Source organism: Microbacterium sp. NPDC056003 (assembly GCF_042274785.1).
In the GTDB taxonomy this organism is placed as follows: domain Bacteria; phylum Actinomycetota; class Actinomycetes; order Actinomycetales; family Microbacteriaceae; genus Microbacterium.
Window position 1 is genome coordinate 107,373 of sequence record NZ_JBHJXQ010000001.1, and the last position, 23,436, is coordinate 130,808.

Genomic DNA, 23,436 nt, shown 5'->3' on the forward strand with positions numbered 1-23,436 from the left:
CGCATCTCAACGACCGGGGCTGTCACGATGAGGCCGGCGGCTCATCGGACGGCTCACGGGGCGCGAAGCGCCCGAGCTGATCGTCCACGCCCGCCGCCGCAGCCTCCGCGCTCGGCAGGTACCCGAGGACGATCGAGACGAAGCGGTCCGCGCCGAGCGCCTGCAACCGGAGCGCACTCCGTGCGAGCACGGTCGCTGTGCGCCGCGTGCGGCGCAGCAGCGCGATCTCGCCGAAGCCGTCGCCCGGCCCGAGCTCTGCGACGATCCTGCCGTCGCCGAGCACCTCGGCCTGGCCGGACTCGATCACGTAGTAGTGGTCGCCGATGTCTCCCTGGGCGACCACGGTCTCGCCGGCGGGCACCGAGACGGGTTCCAGGCCGCGGGCCAGCTGCTCGATCGTGGGAAGCGGCAAGGGGCGGAACATCGGGACGCGACGCAGCAGCGCCACCTCGTCATCCAGTGCGCCGACGGCACCGTCCATCCGCCGAAGCCGCCACCACGACGCCAGAGCGAGGATCGGGCAGAGCAGCCCGATGGACACGAGCGCGACCTCGACGCCGAACCACGCGATCACGGCCGATGCGAGGATCGCTCCGACGCCGATGGAGACGGCGACGAGACTCTCCAGCACCCCGAAGACACGCGCCAGGACCGCGTCGGGAGCCAGCCGGGCGATCAGCGTGAACCCGGCCACGTCGATCAGCGCGTTGCCGACGCCCACGAACGCGAGCAGGCCCAGCGCTGCAGCCTCCTGCGGGAAGACTCCGATGAGCGCGATGGGCAGCCCCCACAGGGCGACCCCGACGGCGAACCATCCCCCCAGCCGACCGGTCCCGACGAGGAACGACGCGCCCAGCGACCCCAGGACCGCGCCCACGCCCACCGCCGCCATGAGCGCCCCGACCCCGGGATCGCCGGTGCCGAGCAGCTCGATGGCCACCACCACCGAGAACACCGTCAGCGCCCCGCGGGTCAGGGACTGGGCAGCCGCCAGCCCCAGGATGAGCAGCAGATCGCGACTCTGCATGACGGCGCGGATGCCCTCGACCGCCTCCTTCATCAGATCGGGACGCGGTCGCGCCGCGGGCCGCGGCGGAGCGGCATACCGGACACGCGCGAGCAGCAGCGCCGCCCAGAACGAGGCGGCCGCCGCGACGGTGAACACGACGGACACGTCAGCGACCGCGAGCAGCACGGCGGCCAGGAGCGGCCCCACGAGCGTGGCGACGGAATCGAGCAGTCCCCGGACCACGTTGGCGCTGGCCAGTTCGTGGCCGGTGCGGCACAGCGTGGGCAGCAGCGCGGAGTGCGCGGGCCGGAAGAGGGTCGCGGCGATCGTCGAGAGCGCCGCGAGCACGTACACGACGATGACCGGGCCCGACAGCGCGACCATCACCGCCGCGACGGCGGTGGCGATGCCGCGCACCGTGGACACCACCACGAGCACCCGCTCCCGCCGCCCGCGGTCGGCGAACGGGGACAGCAGCGGCGCGAGCAGCGCGGACGGCAGCATCCGCAGCAGCCCGACGAGGCCCAGCGCGAGAGCGCCGCCATGGTCGTACGCGACGACCCCGAGTGCGACGGTGAACGCCCATTCCGCCGTCCATGCGCCGAGGAAGCTCAACTGGGCGCGGCGCAGGTTCGGGTTGCGCCAATTGCTCGAGAAGGCCGCGGCGGCCTCACCGAGCCTGGTTCGGCCTGCCCCAGGACCCATGCGGCGACTATAGGGCCTGCAGCCCATCCCTCACAGGAGGGATCCATGGCACCCCGACGGCCACCGCCGCGAACCGCGGGCACGCGGGCAGCCGCGTCAGCCGGATGCCTCCGCCGCGGCGGACGTCTCGGCCGCCTGCGGCACCGGCCACAGCTGGTCGAGCAGCCGGCCCACCCACGCGATGAGGTCGGCGTCGGCGACACGCTCCCCTCCGGCGGTCGGCAGGGGCACGACCAGTGCCTCGCCGCCCTGCAGGAGCTTGGCCTTCGGGTGGAGCCGCTGGAGCCGTACACGCATCGAGTCGGGCAGGTTCGCCGGCGCGATCCGCAGGTTGGGACCCATCGCGACGACGTCGGCGAGACCGGCCCGCGCGGCGCGGCGCCGCAGACGCGCGACGGCGAGGAGTCCTTCGACGTCGGCGGGCGGCTCACCGTAGCGGTCGGTGAGCTCTTCGACGACGAGGTCGATCGCGTCGTCTTTGGCGGAGAGGGATGCCGCGGCCGACAGCTTCTGGTACGCCTCGAGGCGCAGCCGCTCGCTGTCGATGTACGACTCGGGGATGCGAGCCTGCACCGGCAGCTCGAGCCGGAGCTCGGCGGGGCCCTCGACGTCATCGCCGCGGAATGCGGAGACCGCCTCGCCGATCATCCGCAGGTACAGATCGAAGCCCACCCCGGCGATGTGGCCGGCCTGCTCCGCGCCCAGCAGGTTGCCGGCGCCGCGGATCTCGAGGTCTTTCAGCGCCACCTGCATGCCGCTGCCGAGGTCGTTGTTCACGGCGATCGTCTCGAGCCGGTCGGCCGCCGTCTCGGACAGCGGCTTGAGCTCGTCGTACAGGAAGTACGCGTACGCGCGCTCGCGCGCCCGGCCCACCCGGCCCCGCAGCTGGTGGAGCTGCGACAGTCCGTACTTGTCGGCGCGGTCGATGATGATCGTGTTCGCGTTGGAGATGTCGAGACCGGTCTCGACGATCGTGGTGCACACGAGCACGTCGAACCGCCGCTCCCAGAAGGCGTCGACCACCTCTTCCAGTGCGTGCTCGCCCATCTGACCGTGCGCCACGGCGATGCGCGCCTCGGGCACGAGCTCGGCGAGCTCGGACGCCACCCGCTGGATCGACTGCACGCGATTGTGGACGAAGAACACCTGGCCCTCGCGCAGCAGCTCGCGACGGATCGCGGCGGCGATCTGCTTGTCGTTGCGGGCGCCGACATACGACAGGATCGGATGCCGGTCCTCGGGAGGGGTCTGCAGCGTCGACATCTCCCGGATGCCGGTGACCGCCATCTCGAGCGTGCGCGGGATGGGCGTCGCACTCATCGCCAGGATGTCGACGTTGGTCTTGAGCTTCTTCAGCTGGTCCTTGTGCTCGACGCCGAACCGCTGCTCCTCGTCGACGATCAGGAGGCCGAGGTCTTTGAAGAGCACCTTCTCGGTGAGGATGCGGTGCGTTCCGATGACCATGTCGACCGTGCCGTCGGCGAGTCCGTCGACGACCTCACGCGCCTGCTTGTCGGTCTGGAAGCGGGAGAGCGCCTTGACCTTGACCGGGAATCCGGCGAAGCGCTCGGTGAACGTCTCGAGGTGCTGCTTCACGAGAAGCGTCGTCGGCACGAGCATCGCGACCTGCTTGCCGTCCTGGATCGCCTTGAACGCGGCGCGCACGGCGACCTCGGTCTTGCCGAACCCGACGTCGCCCGACAGCAGGCGGTCCATCGGGATCGGCTTCTCCATGTCGGCCTTGATCTCGTCGATCGTCTGCAGCTGATCGGGCGTCTCGGCGAACGGGAACGCCTCCTCGAGCTCGCGCTGCCACGGGGTGTCGGGCCCGAACGCGTAGCCCTTCGCCGCCATGCGGGCGGAGTAGAGCTTGACGAGCTCGACGGCGATGTCGCGCACAGCCTTGCGTGCCCGCCCCTTCGCCGCGGCCCAGTCGCTGCCGCCCATCTTCGACAGGCTCGGCGCCTCGCCGCCGACATACCGGGAGAGCAGGTCGAGCTGATCGGTGGGGACGAACAGCTTGTCGCCCGGGTAGCCGCGCTTGGACGGCGCATATTCGAGCACGAGATACTCGCGCACGCTCTTCACGGGGTTGCGGCCGCCGCTGGACACCTCGCGCTGTGTGAGCTCCACGAACTTGCCGATGCCATGGGTCACGTGCACGACGTGGTCGCCGGGCTTGAGCTGCAGTGGGTCGACGACGTTCTTGCGGCGCGACGCGAGCTTCTTGACGACGCGCTGGTCGCCGCCGATCGTACGGCCGTAGAACTCGGTCTCGGTGAGCACGGCGAGCTTGGCATCGGGCACCTCGAAGCCGCGCTCGAGCACCGACACGACCAGGTGCGCGACGCCGGGCTCGGGTGCGGCGAGAACCTCGTCCACCTTGCGGGCCGCGATCCCGCGCTCGGCGAGAACATCGCGCGCACGCTCGACGAGGCCCGCACCGGAGGCGGCGACCACGACGCGCCAGCCGTCGGCGAGCAGCTCGCCCACGTGCGCGGTCGCGCCGTCGACGTTGCCCTGGAACGAGGGCACCGGCGCGGCGGCGACGCGGATCGCCGCGGCGGCCTCGAGGGCGACGTCGATGTCGAGCAGGCCCTCGGCCGAGGCATCCGCTTCTCCGGAATCGAACGCGCTGAGCGTCCACCACACGTCGTCGCGCGCGTGCGCGGCCTCGCGCAGTGCCAGGAGCGTGAGGAAGTCGCCCGCCCCGAGGTCGATGGGTGTCTGCGCGCCGGCGGTCGCGGCACTCCAGGCGGCCTCGAGGAACTCGCGGTTGGTCTCGCCGAGCGTGATCGCACGCGTGACGGCGCGCTCGGGGTCGACGAGGGCCACGGCGGCGCCCTCCGGGAGGTAGTCGACGACGGTCACCAGCCGATCGACGACGGCGGGGAGCAGCGACTCCATGCCCTCGACCGGGATGCCCTCCGACATCTTCTCCAGCATGCCGGCGAGTCCGGGGAACTCGTCCTTGAGCTGCCGCGCGCGTCCGCGCACGGCCTCGGTGAGCAGCAGCTCACGGCTCGCGATGAGCGACACCTCGCGCACCTCGCCGGGCAGCGACCGCTGGTCGGCGACCGAGAACGCGCGGATCTGGTCGACCTCGTCGCCGAAGAACTCGATGCGGTACGGGTGGGCCGCCGTCGGGGGGAAGACGTCGAGGATGCCGCCGCGCACCGCGAACTCACCGCGACGCGACACCATGTCGACGCGGTGATAGGCCAGCTCGATCAGTCGCACCGAGACATCGCCCAGCTCGTGCCCGCGGCCGCCGACGACGAGGTCGATCGGCGGGACGTCCGTGAGGCCGGCGGCGAGCGGCTGGATCGCACCGCGCACCGACGCCGTCACCACGAGGGGGGTCTCGCCGTTCCAGCGCGCGATGCGCCCCAGCACGTCGAGCCTGTTGCCGACGATCTCGGGGCTCGGGCTGAGCCGCTCGTGCGGCAGGGTCTCCCACGCCGGGAAGTGCAGCACCTCGGCGCCCGGCAGCAGCGCACCCAGCGCCGGACCGATGGACTCCGAGCGGCGACCGGTCGGCGTGACGAGCAGGATGACCGGCGGCCTGCCGGCACTGCGGCGACGCTCGAGGAGGGCGGAGAGCAGCGGTGCGTCGAGGCCTTCGACCAGGGAGAAGTCGGCATCGACGGATGCTGCGGCGACAGCATCCCGAAACGACTCCGCCTGTTCGAGGGCGCGCACGATCCCGGGAACTGTCACCGGACGAGTCTACGCGCGGCCGCCGACAGCGGGGGCGGCGGTCGGACGGGACGGATGCCGCGGCCCGCGCCTCATAGGATGAGCGCGTGAGCGACCCCGCCGAGCAGCCGACCCCGCCGACACCCGAGCCCACCCCTCCGGTGGCTCCCCCGGCGCCCGCGCCGACCGCATGGGCCGCGCCGGCCGCTCCGCCGTTCGGTGCGCCATCGGCGGTCGCCCCCGCCCCGACGCCGGGCGGCACGGCATCGCCCGCCGGCGGCGCCTACGCCCCTCCCGCCGGCTATGCACTTCCCGCCGGCTACGGCACGCCGGCGCCCGCACCCGGCCTGCATCCGGGCGCGGTATCCGCTCGCCGTTCATCGGGGCGCGGGCTCGGCATCGTCGCGTTCGTCCTCGCGACCGTGGGCACCGTGGGGGCTGCGCTCGGCGCGGGGATCTCCGCGTTCGCGATCGGCCTCGGAGCCGGGCGCGAGATCGCGGAGCGCCCGTTCACCGGCGACTTCGACTGGTCGGTGCTCGCCCCGGTGCGTGAGTCCGTGCTGCTCGCCGAGGTGTCGTTCTGGGTCGGCACGGTGCTCGGCGTCTGGGCCCTCGCGCAGGGGATCGTCGCGCTGGTGAAGGACCGCGGCCGAGTATGGGCGATCGTGGCGATCGCCGTGGCTGCGCTCGGCCCCGTCGTGTTCTTCGCGGTGCTGCAGGGCCTCCTCACGGCCGGACTCGGCGCCGGGACGGGCGTCGGCGGCTGACCACGTACCCGCGCGCCGCGTCAGGAGCGCGGTGAGTGGTGCTTCTGCTGGGCTGCGAGCAGCCCCTCGTCGACGAGCTGCTCGACGGCGTCGGCAGCGTCGCCGAGCAGGATCGGCAGGTTCTTGCGCTCGGCGGCGCCGAAGGGGTCGAGCACCCAGTCGGCGGGGTCCTGGCGGCCGGGCGGGCGGCCGATGCCCACGCGCACGCGCGCGAAGTCGCCCGAGTCGAGCGCCTTCGCGACGTCGCGGACCCCGTTGTGCCCGCCGTGCCCGCCGCCGGTCTTGAGCTTGATCGTGTCGAACGGGATGTCGAGCTCGTCGTGGACGATGACGACGTGCTCGGGCTCGACGCCGTAGAACTTCGCGAGCCCGGCGACCGGACCACCGGAGACGTTCATGAAGGTGTTCGGCTTCGCGAGGATGAGCTTCGATCCTCCTGGACGCAGCCAGGTCTCGGCGACGCGCGCGTTCGCCTTGTGGGCCTTGAACGACTCACCGCGCCGGGCGGCCAGCTCGTCGAGGACGAGCTGTCCGACGTTGTGACGGGTCAGCTCGTACCGCGGTCCGGGATTGCCCAGTCCCACGATCAGCCACGCCTGTGCCATGTCTCCCCTTTCGACGGCGAAGCCCGCCCCCTCGATTATCGGGGACGGGCTTCGACGGATGCTGCGGTGAGTCCTTACTCGGACGCTGCCTCGCCCTCGGCGGCCTGCTCGGCCTCCTCCGACTGCTCGGCGGCGACCTCGGCGTCGGCCTCGGCGATCTCGTCCTCGGCGGCGAGCGTCGCGGCCGGGACCGAGACGGCCACGACGAGCGTCTCGGGGTCGGCGATCAGCGTCGCGCCCTTCGGGAGCTTCAGGTCGGCGGCGGTGATGTGCGTGCCGTCCTCGAGGCCCTCGACGTCGACCTCGATGTTCTGCGGGATGTGGGTCGCCTCGACCTCGAGCGCGATGGTCGTCGCGTCGAGGTTGGCGATCGTGCCGGCGAAGGGCTCGCCCAGAACGACGACGGGAACGTCGACCTGGACCTTCTCGCCCTTCTTCACGACGAGGAGGTCGATGTGCTCGATGATCTGGTGCACCGGGTCCTTCTGGACGTCCTTGACCAGGGTGAGCTGCTCCTTGCCGTTGACGTCGAGCTCGAGCACGACGTTGGCACGGCGGATCAGCAGGGCCATCTGGTGACCGGGCAGCGCGACGTGCAGCGGGTCGGTGCCGTGGCCGTAGATGACGGCGGGGATCTTGCCGGCGGCGCGCAGGCGGCGGGCGAAGCCCTTTCCGAAGTTCTCGCGGACTTCGGCGTGGACCTTGGTGTCGGTCTCGGTCGACATGGTTTCTCCTCGCGGGCGTGAGCCCGTTCTGATCGCGGGTCCGCTCAGGTGGCGGGCCCAGGTATTTGGGGGTTTCTCGACTCGAACGCACACGCGTGAGGAAAGCCATGGGCCTGCTCCACCGCGTCGATCACGGATGCCGCATCCCGCCGACAAGGCGGGCGCGAGGCATCCCTCGCCGAAGTTCAAGGGTCGAGTCTACCAGTCGGGAGCGTGGTGCCGAAGCCGTGTGTGCCTGGCGCGCGGTCACGGCCGCCCCGCGAGAGGACGCGACTCCCGGCTACGATGGGGAGCGCACCCTGTTTCGCCCACGGAGGATCCGATGGAATACGGCTTTCTTTCTCACGCGCTGCTCTGGCTGATCGGCGCGATGGCCGCCCTCGGCGCTCTACTCACGGCCGGCGCGCTGTGGTCGATGGGCCGCGCGAACTACCGCAAGGACTGACCTCCGACGCACAACGGACGTCGGGGCGCGGTGAGGATCACGCCCATCCCGTGTAACACGGGTACGCCAGACTCTAGGCTGGAACCCTCCCCCCTCTCGACCCTCAGGAGTGCGTGTGTCTTCGAACGAGCCCGCGGCGCAGACGAACATCTCGACCGATCGCGACGACCAGCCGGGAGCGGCGCGGGAGCATGAGGGCGCCCCGCGTCCTGAGGAGGTGTCGCGTCCGGCGCCCGAGCCGACCGGGCCCGACGCGGCAGTCGCCCCCACCGCCAACATCGGTGTGGTCGGCCTCGCGGTGATGGGGTCGAATCTGGCCCGCAATCTCGCCAGCCGCGAGGGCAACACGGTGGCGATCTACAACCGCAGCCACGAGAAGACCGACACGCTCCTCGCCGACCACCCGGAGGCGGGGTTCGTGCCCGCGTTCTCGTATGACGAGTTCGCGGCGTCGCTGCAGAAGCCGCGGACGGCGATCATCATGGTGAAGGCCGGGCGTCCGACCGATGCGGTGATCGATGCGCTGGTGGATGTGTTCGAGCCGGGCGACATCATCGTCGACGGCGGCAACGCGCTGTTCACCGACACGATCCGCCGGGAGAAGGCGGTGCGTGAGACGGGCATCAACTTCGTCGGCGCCGGGATCTCCGGTGGTGAGGAGGGTGCGCTGCTGGGCCCGTCGATCATGCCCGGCGGGTCGGATGAGTCGTGGGTCACGCTCGGCCCGATCCTCCGCTCGATCGCGGCGGTCGCTGAGGGTGAGCCGTGCGTGACGCACATCGGCCACGACGGTGCCGGGCATTTCGTGAAGATGGTGCACAACGGCATCGAGTACGCCGACATGCAGCTGATCGCCGAGGCGTACGACCTGATCCGCCGCGGCACCGGCAAGTCCCCCGCGCAGATCGCGGACGTGTTCGCGGAGTGGAACCGGGGTGAGCTGGAGTCGTACCTGATCGAGATCACCGCCGAGGTGCTCCGCCAGGTCGACGCCGAGACGGGCCTGCCGCTGGTGGATGTCATCCTCGACCAGGCCGGCGCGAAGGGCACCGGCGCGTGGACGGTGCAGACCGCGCTGAACCTGGGCGTGCCGGTCTCCGGCATCGCCGAGGCCGTGTTCGCCCGGTCGCTGTCCAGCCACCCCGAGCAGCGTGCCGTCTCCGCAGACCTCCCCGGCCCCGCGGAGGGACTCGCCGTCGACGACCCCGACGCGTTCATCGAAGACGTCCGCCTCGCCCTGTACGCCTCGAAGATCGTCGCCTACTCGCAAGGGTTCGATGAGATCCGCGCCGGCGCCGCCGAATACCACTGGCAGATCGACCTCGGCGCGGTCTCGAAGATCTGGCGCGGCGGCTGCATCATCCGCGCCCAGTTCCTCAACCGCATCGCCGACGCCTACGGCCACACCCCCGACCTGCCCGTGCTGCTCACCGCCCCCTACTTCGTCGAAGCGCTCGGCCGCGCCCAGGACGCCTGGCGCCGCATCGTCCAGACCGCCGCGGCAGCCGGCATCCCCGCCCCTGCGTTCTCCTCCTCGCTCGCCTACTACGACGGCCTCCGCGCCCAGCGCCTGCCCGCCGCCCTCGTGCAGGGCCAACGCGACTTCTTCGGCGCCCACACCTACCAGCGCATCGACAAGCCCGGCACCTTCCACACGCTCTGGTCCGGCGACCGCACCGAGATCGAAGCCGAAGACACCCACTGACCACGCGTCGTCACGAAGGCCCCCGCCGATCGGCGGGGGCCTTCGCCGTCGGCTGCGTCAGCTCGGTGCGACGTTGTGGTTGCGGCAGAAGCGGTTCTGCGGGTCGAAGCGGCGCTTGATCTCGGCCAGGCGCGCGATCGTCCCAGGTGAGTACATCCGCGACACGATCGCGGGATCGGTCGTGACGGTGAAGTTGCCGTAGAGCCCCGCCCCCACCGCCTCGATCGCGTCCCACTCGGCCTGGATGAGCGGGCGGTTGCCGTCATGGACGAGCCCCGGGATGTCGAAGGCGCCGGCCATCGCGAACCACGTCGCGGAGCGGGCCGGGAACGGGGTGTCCTCTTGGGCGACGTCGCCGAAGGCGCCGCCCAGCGAGCGGAGGAAGAGCACGGATGCCTGGTTCGCCTCGCGAAACGACACGAGCCGGTCGATGGCGTCTTCGGTCAGCGCGTCGAGCAGGGTGTTGCCGCCGACGAAGCCCGGCATGGGCTGCTCGGGGTCGGCGGGCGGTGCGTCCATCAGGATGTCGGGATAGCTCCGCGCGCCCAGCTCGGTCTCGGTGACACCGTCGAGCGCGAGGAGCGGCGCGAGCGCAGCGCGGGCCGCGTCTTCATCGTCGCCGATCCAGCACGCGGTGATCGTCGCCCCGGCCGGAGCATTCGGGTCCATCGCCGGGACGTCCATGTAGGTAACGGTGAGATCGCGCGGGGCGTTGCTCATCGTGTCGCGCAGCCCACGCAGCACCGGCCGCGCGTCGCCGTCGACCCCGAGGGTCGCGAAGACCACCCCCGTCAGCGGGTGCGCGCGGAAATCGAACCGCGTCACGACGCCGAAGTTGCCGCCGCCGCCGCGCAGCGCCCACAGCAGGTCGGCGTGGGATGCCTCGTTCACCTCGAGCACGTCGCCGCGCGCGGTCACGACCTGGGCGCCGACGAGCTGATCGGCGGCGAGCCCCCACGCGCGCACCATCCAGCCGATGCCGCCGCCGAGGGTGAGGCCCCCGACACCGACGGACGCGGTGTCGCCGGAGCTGACGCCCAGCCCATGCCGGGCGAGTTCGGCCGCGACCGCGCCCCACGTGGCGCCGCCGCCCACCTGCACGAGCGTGCCGTCGACGCGGATGTCGTCCATTCCGCTGAGGTCGAGCGTGAGCCCACCGGGGACGGCGCCCCACACGCTGTGGCCCCCGCACCGGATCATGACGTCGAGACGTTCGGAGGCGGCGTAGCGCACGCCGGCGCGGACGTCGTCGACGGTCGATGCGCGGACGATGATGGTCGGCTCTCCCACACCGGAGTGGAAGGAACGGGCGGCATCCCAATCGGCGTCGCCGGGCTTGACGACCGTTCCGGCCGCCAGATCTGTCAGAGAGAGATCAGTCACCCGCGTCACGGTAACGCGCAGTGCCGACATCCGGTAGGCCCGTTCCTGCCACGGACCGCAGCGCGCCCGCCAGGCTAGGGTCGGACGATGACCCCCACGCGAGTGCTCTACATCGGCGGAACCGGAACGATCAGCGCGTCGTGCGTGAAGCGCAGCCTCGCCGCCGGTCACGACGTGACAGTCCTCAACCGCGGCTCGGCGAGGCGCCCCCTCCCGGACGGCGTCCGCGAGGTGGTCGGCGATGTCCGCGACCCGCAGTCGGTGCGCGATGCCGTCGGCGACGGCGAGTTCGATGTGGTCGCCGAGTTCCTCGCGTTCACGCCGGAGCACGTGCAGCAGGACCTCGACCTCTTCGAAGGGCGCACCGGGCAGTACGTCTTCATCAGCTCGGCCTCCGCCTACGAGAAGCCGCCGCGCGGCCTGCCGGTGACCGAGTCCACGCCGCTCCGCAATCCGTACTGGCGCTACTCGCGCGACAAGATCGCGTGCGAGGACCTGCTCGTCGCCGCGCATCGCGAGCGCGGTCTGCCCGTGACGATCATCCGCCCGTCGCACACCTACGACGAGCGGCTCCTTCCCACTCTCGGCGGCTGGACGGACATCGCCCGCATGCGGGAGGGCCGGCCCGTCGTGATCCACGGCGACGGCACGAGCCTGTGGACCATCACGCACAGCGACGACTTCGCCGTGGCGTTCGCCGGCCTCCTCGGCAATCCTGCGGCGATCGGCGACGCGTTCACGATCACGGGCTCGCACGCGCCCACCTGGAATCAGATCTACGCCTGGCTGGCCGATGCGGCCGGGGTGCGGCATCCCGACTTCGTCCACGTCGCCTCCCACACGATCGCCGCGTTCGATCCCGAGCTCGGCCCCACGCTCATCGGCGACAAGGCGCACTCGATGGTCTTCGACAACCGCAAAGTCACCGAGCTGGTGCCGGACTTCCGCACGACGATCACGTTCGACGAGGGCGCGCGCCGCATCCTCGCGCACTACGACGCGCACCCCGAGGAGCAGCGGGTCGACGCGGACCACGATGCGCTGTTCGATCGCATCGCCGCTTACGCCCGCTCGGCCGGCTGAGGGCGCGCCGCACTCACAGCACGCGCATAGCCGGCTCCATAGGAAGCGCATAGGAACGCGAGCACAATGGACGCATGACCAACGCCTCCCCTGCCCTCCTTCGTCCCGACGGGTCACCGCTGCGCGTGCTCGTGGTCGACGACGAGCAAATGCTCACCGACCTGCTGTCGATGGCTCTGCGCATGGAGGGCTGGGAGGTGCGCGCCGCGGGATCGGGCTTCGAGGCGCTGCAGGCAGCGCGGGAGTTCGCCCCCGACGCGATGGTGCTCGACGTCATGATGCCCGACCTCGACGGCATGGCTGTGCTGCAGCGGTTGCGCCAGTCGGGCGACGACGTGCCGGTGCTCTTCCTCACCGCGAAGGACGCCGTGAGCGACCGGGTCGCGGGGCTCACGGCGGGTGGCGACGACTACGTCACCAAGCCGTTCTCGCTGGAAGAGGTCGTGGCGCGCCTTCGCGGACTCATGCGCCGCGCGGGCACCGCCCATGCCTCGGGTGCCGAGCCGATCCTGCGCGTGGCCGATCTCACGCTCAACGAGGACAGTCACGAGGTCGAGCGCGGCGGTGACGAGATCGACCTCACCGCGACCGAGTTCGAACTGCTCCGCTACCTCATGCGCAATCAGCGCCGCGTCGTGTCGAAGGCGCAGATCCTCGACCGCGTCTGGAACTACGACTTCGGCGGCCGGTCCAGCGTCGTCGAGCTGTACATCTCGTACCTGCGCAAGAAGATAGATCAGGGTCGCGAGCCGCTCATCCACACGGTGCGAGGAGTCGGCTACATGATCAAGGCACCGTCATGACCGACCCGCGCGGCGACGCGTCCGCGCAGCCGTCGGCGCCGGCCGCCGCGCCGGTGCTCGCCGCCGGGGCCGATCCGGTCCCGAGCGACGCCGCTGCCGACGCCGACGCCACTGCCGCCACTGCCGAACCCACCGCCGCCGACACGACCCGGGCGGATGGCTCGGCCGCGGCATCCGCTCGCCGCCCCTGGACTCTGCAGCGCAAGCTGATCGTGACCGTCGTCGCGATCACCTCGTTCATCATGGTGCTGGTCGGCGTCGCGACGAGCGCGATCCTCGGCGGCGTGCTCGAGGACGGCCTCAACAGCCGGGTCACCAGTGCCGCCGAGCGTACCGCCGTGCTGGTGCGCGGCTACATCGCCCAGGGCTGGACGGCGCAGGAGATCCTCGAGGAGCAGCCCCAGCAGCCCGGGTTCCTGCTCGCGATCCAGACGCCCCCGGACGCCCCGACGGCGGCCGTGGTGGACTCCGACACCACCGTGACGGAGCTCACCGAAGACCAGATCGGCGACCTCGCCGACGGCCTGCGCAGCGAGACGCCCTCGGTCGTGACGATCGACGGGCTCGGCAGCTTCCGTGTCGAAGGGCAGCCCAGCGGTGCGTCGGTGGTCGTCGTCGGCATCTCCCGTGACGAGGTCGCGAGCTCGATCGGCCGGATGCTCACCACGATCGGGCTCCTCACCGCAGGCGGCCTCATCCTCCTCGCCCTCGCGACGGCCTGGACGATCCGCGCCGGCCTCGCGCCGCTGCGCGCCGTGGCGGCGACCGCCGAGCGCGTGTCGGCGCTCCCCCTCGATCAGGGCGAGGTGTCGATCCCCGAGCGCGTGCCCGCCCACCAGGCCGACCCGCGCACCGAGGTCGGGCGGGTCGGCGAGGCGCTGAACACCCTGCTCGATCATGTCGGCACGTCGCTCACCGCGCGTCAGCGCAACGAGGAGCGCATGCGCACCTTCGTCGCCGACGCCAGCCACGAGCTGCGCACGCCGCTCGCCTCGATCCGGGGATACTCGGAGCTCTCACTGCGCGCCCTGTCGAAGGACCACGGAGTCGCGACGATCGAGACGACCGAGTCCTCGCTCGAGCGCATCCAGGCGCAGTCGCTGCGCATGACGCGCCTCGTCGAGGATCTGCTGCTCCTGGCTCGCCTGGACGAAGGCCAGGAGCTCGTCTACGGGGCCGTCGACCTCACGCGGCTCGCGCTCGAGGCCGTCGGTGACGCGCGGCCGGCGGGTCCCGACCACACCTGGGTGCTCGAGCTCGCGGATGAGCCGGTCCAGGTGGCCGGCGACGCCGGGCGCCTGCACCAGGTGGTCGCGAACCTGCTCGCCAACGCCCGCACCCACACGCCCGAGGGCACGACGGTCACCGTCGGCGTGGAGCGCGACGGCGGTACGGCGGTGCTGCGCGTGCACGACGACGGGCCGGGCATCGACCCCGCGCTCCGCGACGAGCTCTTCGAGCGCTTCTCGCGCGCCGACCGGTCGCGTGCACGCCAGACCGGTGGCACGGGCTTGGGGCTGTCGATCGCCCGCGCCATCGTCGACGCCCACGGCGGCTCGATCACCGTCGAGAGCGAACCCGGCTCGACGACCTTCGAGGTGCGCCTTCCCGCGCGCCCCCGCGACCCCGGGGCCGCCGCGGGCGACGCGTAGCCCGCGGCCCGCGGCATCCCCCACCCCTACTCCCCCTTCACCCGCGGGGCTCAGTATCCGCTGAAGGCGTCGGTCGTGATCGAGCGGGCGCGCTCGAGGGCAGGCGAGAGGTCCGCGATCAGCCCGGCCGGACCCGAGATGTACGCGTGGCGGGACGCGATGTCGGGCACGACGCGCATGAGGCCCTCGGCATCGAGCCGCACGCCGCGCGCCCACATCCAGTTCGCAGGAAGATCGGCGGGGCGGTCGCGCGTGAAGACGATCACGGGGATGCCGGATGCCTCGATGTCTTCGCGGTACGCGAGCTCCGACGCGTCCGACGCGACGTAGACGAGGATGATGTCGCGCTCCTCGCCCGCCGCCCGCACGTGGCGCAGCTGCGACACGAACGGCGTGACGCCGATGCCCGCCGCCACCATCAGGAGAGGAGCCGCCGCGCGCTTGGGCAGCACGAAGTCGCCCCACACGCCGGTGATCGCGAGGCGCTGCCCTTCGGCGACCTGCGCGAGGGCCTTCTTGTACGAGCTCTGCGGTTTGGCCGACGCGGCGGTGTTCTCCTTGAAGGCGACGCGCAGCTCGGGGAGGTCGTCGGGTGCCGATGCGATGCTGAACTCGCGTCGCGTGCCGCGCGCGTCGGGGTGCGCGTGCGGCACCTCGAGCTCGAGGTACTGGCCCGGCACGAACGAGAGCCGGTCGTGCACGCGGAACGTCAGCTCGCGGACGGTCGGCGTCCGGTCGGCGCGAGACGCGAGGGTGAGGCGCACCGCCGTGCGCACCGCGAACGCGAACGCGATGGCGTTGCCGATGAGCAGCGCGCGCTCCTGTCCGAGCGAGATCTCGCCGAGCGGGATCGGCCAGCCCGCGAGCACGCCGACGATGCCGGCGACGGTGAACTGCTGCCACCGGCGCGGTGGGAGGGTCAGCGGTTCGGACAGCATGAACGCCCCGAGGAACAGGAAGGGCGACGACCACAGGATCTGCCAGAACACGGCCATCGCGTCGACGTCGAGCCCCGCAGCCTGCGACTGGGCGGCGGTGCGCAGCACGGCGATCGCGACGGCGGCGACGAGGAACACCGCCACCACGCGCAGCTTCTCGGTGCGCCACAGCACCGCCAGTCCGAGCACGATGACAGGGCCGGCGAGGGCCGGCGTGCCGACCCACCACGACGACGCGCCCAGGTCGGGCCAGGCGATGCTCAGCAGCGTGAGCACGGTCGCGCCCACCGCCGCGGGGTTGAAGATGTGCCGGCCGCGCCACGCGAGGACGTACTTGGAGAGGGATGCCGCGGCCCCCGCGATCGCGATGCCGGCGAGGCCGGCCACCTCGATCGTCGGGCGCAGGACGAACAGCAGGATGTGCGCGGTGATCAGCGACGACTCGATACGCCACGGGAGATGCAGGATGCGCTGGGCCGTGGCATCCACTCCCCCGCACACGATCGAGAGCACCGCGAGCGTCACGATCAGCTCCAGGGGATCCGGGCCGACGAGGTCGAAGAACGACAGCGCGAACGCGATGACGGCAAGGGTCGCGAGGGCGACGTACACGACGCGGTACATCGAGACGCGCCCGAGGAGGGCGAAGACGCGGTTCCAGAGGGAGGTGAGCGAGGTGATCACGTCACACCACCGGGAGGCGCTCGTGGGCACCGGACGGCAGGATGACGCGGATGCCGTCTCCCGGCCTCACCACGCCGCCGGACACGACGACCGACATGACGCCCGTCAGACGCACGGTCTCACCCTCGTCGTCCACGTATACGAGCTCCTTCATCAGTCCCTTCGAGAGGCCGTTGATCTGCGAGCACGGATTGCGCAGCCCGGTGATCTCGACCACCGCCCCCTCGCCGATCTCCAATCGCGTGCCGCGCGGGAGCCCCAGCAGATCCACACCGACGGTCGTGATGTTCTCACCCAGCGCGCCAGGCTCGACGCCGTGCCCTCGCTCGGCCATGAGGTCGAACAGCTCGGAGTGGATCAGGTGCACCTGACGCAGGTTCGGGCTCGAGGGGTCGCGTCTGACCCGCGAGAGGTGCTGCACCGTCGCGCCCGCATGCGCGTCGCCTTCCACGCCGTAGCCGGCGATGAGGGTGATCTCGTCGTGGGTGGGCTTGCTGAAGCGATGCGCATGGTCGCGCGCGACGGCGAGGACCTGTGCGGAGGTTGGCGACGGAGTCACCTCTCCACGCTAGCCTCTCGCGTGAACAGGTCGGCACCGCACCCGGGCGACCACTCCACGCGCCCGTCGGTGGTCATGCGCACCCACTCGACGCCCCATGCGTGCGCGAGCCGCGGGCCGCCGTCGAAGAAGAGCGCCGTCGCGATGGCATCCGCCCGCATCGCCGTCGCCGCCACGGCCCACGTGGCCGCGACCGTCCTCACAGGCGTGCCGGTGCGCGCGTCGAGCACGTGGTGAAGGCCGTCGCCCCAGGCACGCCGGTTGACCGCCGATGCGCAGAGTGCGGCATCCGCCACCTGCCACACGCCGATCGCGCGCAGGTCGTCGAACGGGTGCTCGAGTCCGATGCGCTGCGGTGCACCGCGGACAGCGATGTCTCCCCCGGCGTCGACGACGATCGATCCGTCGACGGCATCCGCCAGCTCGGCGGCCACGAGGTCGACGAGCCGACCTTTGCCGAGGGCGCCCACGTCGATCACCGCGGGGCGATGGAGGGTGAGGATGCCGCGGTCCCAGGTCAGCGCCTCCGTCCAGTCCGCCGGGGCGGCGACCGGCTCACTCGCCGTGAGGGCATAGTCCGCGCCGTAGCCGAGCCGCTCGAGCGACCGGCCGACGAGCGGGTTCACTGCTCCGGAGGTGGCCGCCGACAGCTCGGCGTAGGCGTCGAGCATCGCGGCGGCATCCGTCGGCGCGGTGACCGAGCCGCCGGCTGCACCGAGTTCCGAGACGGTCGAATCGGGGCGGAACCGCGACCACTCCGCGTCGAAGCGCTCGACGAGAGCGAGCACGTGGCGGCGCACGGCACCGCCGAGCGGCTCGTCGGTGACGACCTCCCACCCCGTGCCGATCGCATCGAAACGCCACGGGACGACGGCCGGGTGTGCCGGCTTCGAGCCGGGCATGTCACGCGGCCGCTTCGGCCTTGATCGTCTCGATCGCCTGATTGAACCCGCCGCTCGTGAGGGACGACCCGGCGACGCGGCTGACCGAGATCTCGTCGATGTCCCTGCCGACCACGACGTCGGAGATGCCGCCGATGAACTCGCCCTGGTACTTCTCGGACTCCGATTTCTGCGGATCGCCCACGACCTCGACGGCGGTGATCACGTCGTCCTCGAGCGTCACGGTGACCGAGATCTGCTCGACGCTCTCGGGGGTCTGGTAGCCCCCCACCGCGGTGTAGGTGCCGTCGGCGTACGTGCCTCCGCCGCCGGTGCCGCCGACCGCGCCGTTCGAGCCGTTCCCGGTGTCGGCGGTGTCGCCGTTCTGGCCGGTGGTGGCGGCCGGAGCGCATCCAGCGAGGACGACGGCGCCGGCGACCCCCACGAGGGCCGCCGCGACGCGGACGCGGGCGGTCTGGCGGGATGCGGGGGGACGGATCATGGTGGTCCTTCTTCTGCCGGGCCTCGGGCGGGGGTGCACCCCAAACGGTAGCGACTGCGTCCCTGCATCATCGCGGCGTTCGCTATGAGTCACCTCCGAGGAAGGGTGCGGCGCCGGAGGGCCTTGATGCCCTCCACGGCCAGGAAGACGGCGATCGACAGCACCACCGGGAGCACCCACGACGAGGCCGCGAGAGGTCGCGACCCGAACAGGTCGTTCATGAACGGGACGTACGTGTAGAACAGCTGCAGCGCGACGAGCGCGAGCGCGGACCACCAGACGACGCGGTTGCCGCGCAGAACGTCGGGCGTGAGGCTCGACATCCGGAGGAATCGGCAGTTGAGCAGGTAGGCGAGCTGACCGAGCGCGAGCATGGCGACGGCCTCGGTGCGGGCGTAGGCGAGCTCTGCGCCGCCGGCGAGCGCGGCGGCGAACACGCCCAGCGTCACCCCGCCGATCAGCAGCGAAACCGCGAGCACGAGCCCGATCTCGCGGCGGTCGATGAGAGGACCGCCGGGAGTCCTCGGCGGGCGGGTCATGATCCCTTTCTCGGCAGGCTCGTACGCCAGGGCGAGCGACAGCGTGATCGCGGTGACCATGTTGATCCACAGCACCTGCACCGGCGTGAGCGGGAGGGTGAAGCCGAACACCACGGCGACGAGGATCACCAGCGACTGCGCGCCGTTCGTCGGGAGCAGGAAGACGACCGACTTGCGCAGGTTGTCGTAGATCCGGCGTCCTTCGCGCACCGCGGAGCGGATCGTGGCGAAGTTGTCGTCGGCGAGGACGATCTCGGCGGCCTCTTTGGTGGCCTCGGTGCCCTTGATCCCCATCGCGATGCCGACGTTCGCCCGCGTGAGGGCGGGCGCGTCGTTGACGCCATCACCCGTCATCGCCACGACTTCGTCGTGCGCCTGCAGCGCGCGCACGATGCGGATCTTGTGCTCGGGGCTGGCCCGCGCGTACACGTCGACGTCGCGCACCACCTCCTTGAGCTGCTCCTGGCTCATGGCCTCGAGCTCCGCGCCGGTGAGCACGGAGACCTCGTCGTCGTGGGCGAGGCCGAGGTCACGGCTGATCGCGACCGCGGTGCCCGCGTGGTCGCCGGTGATCATCTTCACGCTGATGCCCGCGGCGTGGCAGTCGGCGATCGCCTCCACCGCTTCGGGGCGAGGCGGATCGAGGATGCCCCACACCCCGAGGAACTCCAGGTCGTCGAGGTCGTCGACCGCCAGCGCGCCCATGTCCGCCGGCACCGGACGGCGGGCCGCCGCGAGCACGCGCAGGCCGCTTCGGCCGAGGTCGTCGATCACGGACTCCCACAGTCGGATGTCGAGAGCCTCCGGGCCCGCCACACCGCGCTGACGCGTCGAGCGGTCGAGCAGTCGGTCGGGGGCGCCCTTCACCAGGATCGCGCGCGACCCCTCCGCGCCCTCGTTGAGGGTGGCCATGAACTTGTTCGCCGAATCGAACGGCACGACGGCGACGCGGGCGCTGCCGGCGGACTTCACGCCGCCCTTCATGGCGACCACCTTGAGCGCCCCCTCCGTCGGCTCGCCGACGAGTGCCCAGCGGCGCGTACCCGGGGTCGAGTCGTCGGCGACGATGTGCGCGTCGTTGCAGAGGGTCGCCACACCGAGGATCGCGGCGAGGTCGCGGCCGTCGCCGGCGGTCCCGCGCGGCCGGATCTCGCCCTCCGGGTCGTATCCGAGCCCCGTGACGTCGTAGGAGCCCAGCGGCGTGACGATGCGCTCCACCGTCATCTCGTTCTTCGTGAGAGTGCCGGTCTTGTCGGAGCAGATCGTCGTGACCGAGCCCAGCGTCTCGACGGCGGGGAGCTTGCGGGTGATCGCATTGCGCCGCGCCATCTGCTGCACGCCGATCGCGAGGGTGATCGTCACGAGCGCGGGCAGCCCCTCGGGGATCGCGGCGACCGCGAAGCCGATCGCCGCGGAGATCAGCTCGTCGAACGGCATGGCATGCAGGAACCGGCCGATCGCGAGCATGATCGCGGCCATTCCCAGGATCACGAGGGTGAGGACACGGCCGAACGAGTCGAGCTGCTTCGTCAGCGGGGTGTCGAGCGACCCCGCCTCGCCGACGAGGGTCTGGATCCTGCCGATCTCGGTGCGCTCGCCGGTCGCCGTCACGATGCCACGTCCCTGACCGGCCGAGACGATCGTCCCCGAGAACGCCATCGACGCGCGATCCCCCACGCCGGCGTCGGCCGCGACAGGATCCGTGTGCTTCGACGACGGCACCGACTCGCCGGTGAGCGCGGCTTCCTCGACGCGCAGCTGGAAGGCCTCGAAGAGGCGGAGATCGGCGGGAACCTTGTCGCCGGGCATGAGGCGCACGACGTCGCCCGGAACGAGGTCGGCGGCGGGCGCCGTCGCCCATGCGCCGTCGCGGCGCACGCGGGCGTCGGCGGACAGCATCCCGCGGATGCCTGCGAGAGCCTTCTCGGCGCGACCTTCCTGCACGAAGCCGATCACGGCATTGATGATGGCGACGGCCATGATGACCCAGAACTCGAGCCAGTCCGCCATGATCGCCTTGATCACTGCGGCGCCGAGCAGGATGTAGATCAGGGTGTCGTTGAAGTGCGCGAGGAAGCGCAGGATCGGATGCGTGCGCCGGGGCTCGGGCAGGAGGTTCGGCCCGACCTCACGCAGCCGGCCGGCCGCGGCATCCGACGACAGTCCTGCGGTCCCGGTCGCGAGTGCCGTCTCGACCTCGCCGACCGGCAGCGAGTGCGGGCGCTCGACGCGGTACTCGCCGACCGCCCGCGGCTCGCCCATGGGTCGGCTCAGGCCGCCCCGTCGAACATGCTCGTGACGGAGCCGTCCTCGAAGACCTCGTGGATCGCCCGCGCGAGCAGCGGTGCGATCGGAAGAACCGTCAGGCTCGGGAAGCGCTTCTCGTCGGGGATGGGGATCGTGTCGGTGACGACGACCTCGTCGATGGCGTCGCTCTGCAGGCGCTGCGCTGCGGGATCGCTGAAGATGGGGTGCGTCGCGGCCACGATGACGCGCACCGCGCCGTTCGCCTTGAGGGCCTCGGCGGCCTTCACGATCGTGCCGCCGGTGTCGATCATGTCGTCGACGAGCAGGCAGACTCGGCCATCGACGTCACCGACGATCTCGTTGACCGTGACCTGGTTGGCGACGTTGGGGTCGCGACGCTTGTGGATGATCGCCAGCGGGGCGCCGAGACTGTCGGACCACGTATCGGCGACGCGCACCCGTCCGGTGTCGGGCGAGACCACGGTCAGCTTCTCGCGGTCCTCCGGCGAGAGCGTCTGCTGGAAGTACTCGAGCAGCACCGGCTTGGCGAAGAGGTGGTCGACCGGGCCGTCGAAGAATCCCTGGATCTGGGCGGCGTGCAGGTCGACGCTCATGACGCGGTCGGCGCCGGCGGTCTTGAGCAGGTCGGCGACCAGGCGTGCACTGATCGGCTCGCGGCCGCGGCCCTTCTTGTCCTGGCGCGAATACGGGTAGTACGGCGCCACCACGGTGATGCGCTTCGCGCTCGCCCGCTTGGCGGCGTCGAGCATGATGAGCGTCTCCATGAGCCACTCGTTGACCGGCGGGCCGAAGCTCTGGATCAGGAAGAAGTCGCACCCGCGGATCGACACCTCGAAGCGGGTGAGGATCTCACCCGAGGCGAAGGTGCGGTATTCGGTGGGGACCAGCTCTGTGCCGAGCTGTGCGGCGACGTCGGTCGCCAGGGCGGGGTGCGAGCTGCCGCGCGCGACGACGAGGCGCTTCTTGGTCTTGGCGACCAGTCCGGGCGCGATGTCCTTCTCGCGGTCGAGCTCAACGGTCTTCTTCTTGCGCCCCATCGTCCGCCTTCTGTGCGGACCGAGCCTTGGCGGCGACATCCGCCGCTCCGGTTCCCGGTCTGTTCTTCTCGACCCACCCCTCGACGTTGCGCTGAGGGGCCACGCTGAGAGCAAGGGCACCGGCGGGAACATCCTTGCGGATGACCGCCCCGGCCCCGGTCTTCGCGCCATCTCCGATCCTAACGGGCGCGACGAAGACGTTGTGCGAGCCGGTGTGCACCTCGTCGCCGATCTCGGTGCGGTGCTTCGTCAGGTCGTCGTAGTTCGCGGTGATCGCGCCGGCGCCGAGGTTGACCCCCGTCCCGATGGTCGTATCGCCGATGTACGACAGGTGGGGCACCTTGCTGCGCTCGCCGATCGTGGAGTTCTTGGTCTCGACGAAGGTGCCGATCTTCCCCTTGTCGCCGAGGTACGTGCCCGGGCGCAGGTACGCGAACGGCCCGACGTTGGCGCCCGCGCCGATCACCGCGAGCGTCGCGTCCGTGCGCGTGACGACGGCGTTCTCGCCGACCTCGCAGGTCACGAGGCTCGTGTCCGGGCCGATCATCGCGCCCGCGCCGACCGAGGTCGCCCGCAGCAGGTGCGTGTTCGGCAGCACCGTGACGTCGGCGGCCAGCGTCACGTCGACGTCGATCCAGGTCGTGGCCGGGTCGAGGATCGTCACGCCCTCGAGCTGCCAGCGGCGCACCGTGCGTGCGTTGAGCAGCCGCGCCGCCTCCGAGAGCTGGACGCGATCGTTCACACCCAGCGCCGCGGCGGCGTCGGGCGCTGCCGCAGCGGCGACGACGAGACGCGAGTCGCGCAGCAGCGCGACGACGTCGGTGAGGTACTTCTCGCCCTGGGCGTTGGCGGTGCCCACGTGCGACAGGTGGGCGCGCAGCGCCTCCACCTCGAACACGTAGACGCCCGCGTTGATCTCGTGAACGGATGCCTCGTCCTCGGTGGCGTCCTTCTGCTCGACGATGCGCATGACCGAGCCGTCGGCGTCGCGGATGATCCGGCCGTACCCGGTGGCGTCGTCGAGCACGGCGCTGAGCACCGTGGCAGCGGCCGCACCCGCGCGGTGCGCGGCCACGAGGGAGGCGAGCGTGTCGGCCTCCAGCAGCGGCACGTCGCCACTCAGCACGAGCACGTCACCCGCGAAGTCGTCGAGCGCGTCGAGCGCCAGCTCGACGGCGCGGCCGGTGCCCGGCACCTCGTCCTGGTCGACGACGACGACGCCGGGCGCCGCGTCGACGACCGCGCCCGCGACGAGGTCGCGCTCGTGGCGCACGACGACGACCACCCGCTCCGGGCCGAGTGCGAGGGCCGTGTCGATCACGTGACCCACGAGCGGGCGTCCGCCGATGCGGTGCAGCACCTTGGGCGTGCTCGACTTCATGCGCGTGCCCTGGCCGGCGGCCAGCACGATCACGGCGAGACTGCGGTCGTCGTTGTTGTGGGTCAT

Annotated in this window: 18 protein-coding genes; 6 read left to right on the top strand and 12 right to left on the bottom strand. The window is 71.3% G+C overall.

Annotated elements, in window-relative coordinates; translation table 11 throughout:
- Positions 1 to 22: 22 nt before the first annotated feature.
- Both ACFC1W_RS00565 and mfd read right to left on the bottom strand, forming a co-directional pair.
- Positions 23 to 1,714, bottom strand: a complete 1,692-nt coding sequence (locus tag ACFC1W_RS00565; RefSeq protein ID WP_375987448.1) for an MFS transporter — start codon at positions 1,712 to 1,714, stop codon at positions 23 to 25.
- A 96-nt stretch (positions 1,715 to 1,810) separates the two neighbouring features.
- On the bottom strand, positions 1,811 to 5,434 hold the full coding sequence (mfd, locus tag ACFC1W_RS00570) for a transcription-repair coupling factor (protein WP_375987450.1): 3,624 nt from the start codon (positions 5,432 to 5,434) through the stop codon (positions 1,811 to 1,813).
- Positions 5,435 to 5,520: 86 nt separating this feature from the next.
- On the opposite strand from mfd, the gene ACFC1W_RS00575 reads away from it, so the two are divergent.
- On the top strand, positions 5,521 to 6,180 hold the full coding sequence (locus ACFC1W_RS00575) for a hypothetical protein (RefSeq protein ID WP_375987452.1): 660 nt from the start codon (positions 5,521 to 5,523) through the stop codon (positions 6,178 to 6,180).
- Positions 6,181 to 6,200: 20 nt separating this feature from the next.
- Here the strand turns inward: ACFC1W_RS00575 and pth are convergent, their stop codons facing one another.
- Together pth and ACFC1W_RS00585 are read right to left on the bottom strand one after the other, a co-directional pair.
- A complete protein-coding gene (gene pth / locus ACFC1W_RS00580) occupies positions 6,201 to 6,785 on the bottom strand; it encodes an aminoacyl-tRNA hydrolase (protein WP_375987454.1) in 585 nt (194 codons plus the stop codon).
- Between the two features lie 74 nt (positions 6,786 to 6,859).
- A complete protein-coding gene (locus ACFC1W_RS00585) occupies positions 6,860 to 7,510 on the bottom strand; it encodes a 50S ribosomal protein L25/general stress protein Ctc (protein ID WP_375987456.1) in 651 nt (216 codons plus the stop codon).
- A gap of 322 nt (positions 7,511 to 7,832) precedes the next feature.
- On the opposite strand from ACFC1W_RS00585, the gene ACFC1W_RS00590 reads away from it, so the two are divergent.
- A complete protein-coding gene (locus tag ACFC1W_RS00590; protein ID WP_375987458.1) occupies positions 7,833 to 7,955 on the top strand; it encodes a hypothetical protein in 123 nt (40 codons plus the stop codon).
- A 217-nt stretch (positions 7,956 to 8,172) separates the two neighbouring features.
- Positions 8,173 to 9,660: an NADP-dependent phosphogluconate dehydrogenase gene (gene gndA / locus ACFC1W_RS00595; RefSeq protein WP_375991350.1), complete on the top strand. Its 1,488-nt coding sequence runs from the start codon at positions 8,173 to 8,175 to the stop codon at positions 9,658 to 9,660.
- 57 nt (positions 9,661 to 9,717) lie between these two features.
- On the opposite strand, the gene ACFC1W_RS00600 is transcribed toward gndA, so the two are convergent.
- Complete coding sequence (locus tag ACFC1W_RS00600) at positions 9,718 to 11,043, bottom strand: FAD-binding oxidoreductase (RefSeq protein WP_375987460.1); 1,326 nt, start codon at positions 11,041 to 11,043, stop codon at positions 9,718 to 9,720.
- An 87-nt stretch (positions 11,044 to 11,130) separates the two neighbouring features.
- Here ACFC1W_RS00600 and ACFC1W_RS00605 point away from each other — a divergent pair, with 87 nt between their 5' ends.
- The 3 genes from ACFC1W_RS00605 (at position 11,131) to ACFC1W_RS00615 (ending at position 14,581) form a co-directional block, all read left to right on the top strand.
- Entirely contained in the window at positions 11,131 to 12,126 is a 996-nt protein-coding gene (locus ACFC1W_RS00605) for an SDR family oxidoreductase (RefSeq protein ID WP_375987462.1), read from the top strand.
- Positions 12,127 to 12,200: 74 nt separating this feature from the next.
- Entirely contained in the window at positions 12,201 to 12,929 is a 729-nt protein-coding gene (locus ACFC1W_RS00610; protein WP_375987464.1) for a response regulator transcription factor, read from the top strand.
- A complete protein-coding gene (locus ACFC1W_RS00615) occupies positions 12,926 to 14,581 on the top strand; it encodes a sensor histidine kinase (RefSeq protein WP_375987466.1) in 1,656 nt (551 codons plus the stop codon). Before ACFC1W_RS00610 ends, ACFC1W_RS00615 begins: the two co-directional genes overlap by 4 nt.
- A gap of 50 nt (positions 14,582 to 14,631) precedes the next feature.
- Here the strand turns inward: ACFC1W_RS00615 and ACFC1W_RS00620 are convergent, their stop codons facing one another.
- The 7 genes from ACFC1W_RS00620 to glmU form a co-directional block, all read right to left on the bottom strand.
- Positions 14,632 to 16,200 (bottom strand): FAD-dependent oxidoreductase, encoded by a 1,569-nt coding sequence (locus ACFC1W_RS00620; RefSeq protein ID WP_375991353.1) that lies wholly within the window; start codon positions 16,198 to 16,200, stop codon positions 14,632 to 14,634.
- A gap of 4 nt (positions 16,201 to 16,204) precedes the next feature.
- A complete protein-coding gene (locus ACFC1W_RS00625) occupies positions 16,205 to 16,762 on the bottom strand; it encodes an MOSC domain-containing protein (protein ID WP_375987468.1) in 558 nt (185 codons plus the stop codon).
- Positions 16,759 to 17,664, bottom strand: coding sequence for an FAD:protein FMN transferase (locus ACFC1W_RS00630; protein ID WP_375987470.1), 906 nt, complete (start codon positions 17,662 to 17,664; stop codon positions 16,759 to 16,761). Before ACFC1W_RS00630 ends, ACFC1W_RS00625 begins: the two co-directional genes overlap by 4 nt.
- Before the next feature lies 1 nt (position 17,665).
- Positions 17,666 to 18,145 carry a hypothetical protein gene (locus ACFC1W_RS00635; RefSeq protein WP_375987472.1) on the bottom strand — a complete coding sequence of 160 codons (480 nt, stop codon included), beginning with the start codon at positions 18,143 to 18,145 and terminating at the stop codon, positions 17,666 to 17,668.
- Positions 18,146 to 18,234: 89 nt separating this feature from the next.
- A complete protein-coding gene (locus ACFC1W_RS00640) occupies positions 18,235 to 20,946 on the bottom strand; it encodes a cation-translocating P-type ATPase (protein WP_375987474.1) in 2,712 nt (903 codons plus the stop codon).
- Positions 20,947 to 20,954: 8 nt separating this feature from the next.
- Positions 20,955 to 21,989 (bottom strand): ribose-phosphate diphosphokinase, encoded by a 1,035-nt coding sequence (locus ACFC1W_RS00645; protein WP_375987476.1) that lies wholly within the window; start codon positions 21,987 to 21,989, stop codon positions 20,955 to 20,957.
- The gene (glmU, locus tag ACFC1W_RS00650; protein ID WP_375987478.1) at positions 21,964 to 23,436 is read right to left on the bottom strand and encodes a bifunctional UDP-N-acetylglucosamine diphosphorylase/glucosamine-1-phosphate N-acetyltransferase GlmU; all 1,473 of its coding nucleotides are present in this window, start codon (positions 23,434 to 23,436) and stop codon (positions 21,964 to 21,966) included. The genes ACFC1W_RS00645 and glmU overlap by 26 nt, the downstream gene beginning before the upstream one ends.